The 424-nt window shown below is 68.2% G+C and carries 1 protein-coding gene; it reads left to right on the top strand.

Annotated features, from left to right (window positions below; genetic code table 11):
* Positions 1–32 precede the first annotated feature (32 nt).
* On the top strand, positions 33–424 hold a 392-nt coding region (locus GVL52_RS29430; protein WP_160012762.1), incomplete at its 3' end, for a structural protein P5.

Raw genomic sequence — 424 nt, 5'->3', positions numbered from 1 at the left:
ACCGTCAACCTCTGGACCTGAAAGAACGAACCATGGCACTGCCCCGCGGAGTCCGAAATTGCAACCCGGGAAACATCGACCGCACCGCCGAACGGTGGCAAGGCATGGCCGCCGACCAGAGCAGCGACCCGAGATTCGTGGTCTTCGAGGCTCCCGTGTGGGGCCTGCGCGCGCTCGCGAAAGTGCTGCTGTCGTACAGCCGGAAGTATGGGCTGCGCACCCCCGAGGCCATCGTCGGCCGGTGGGCGCCGCCCACCGAGAACGACACCGGCGCATATGCGCGACAGGTCGCGAAGGCGCTCGGCGTGGGCGTGGGCGATGCCATCGATATGGAGAACGCGGGCACGCTCGCCGTGCTCGTGGCCGCCATCGTCACCCACGAGAACGGGCAGCAGCCCTATTCGCCCGCGCTCATCGCCCAGGC

Origin of the sequence: Rhizobium sp. 18055 (assembly GCF_902706285.1) — a bacterium.
Taxonomy (GTDB): Bacteria; Pseudomonadota; Alphaproteobacteria; order Rhizobiales; family Rhizobiaceae; genus Rhizobium.
The sequence above is the reverse complement of the archived record's forward strand: the minus strand, read 5'-3'. Positions and strand labels throughout refer to the sequence as shown.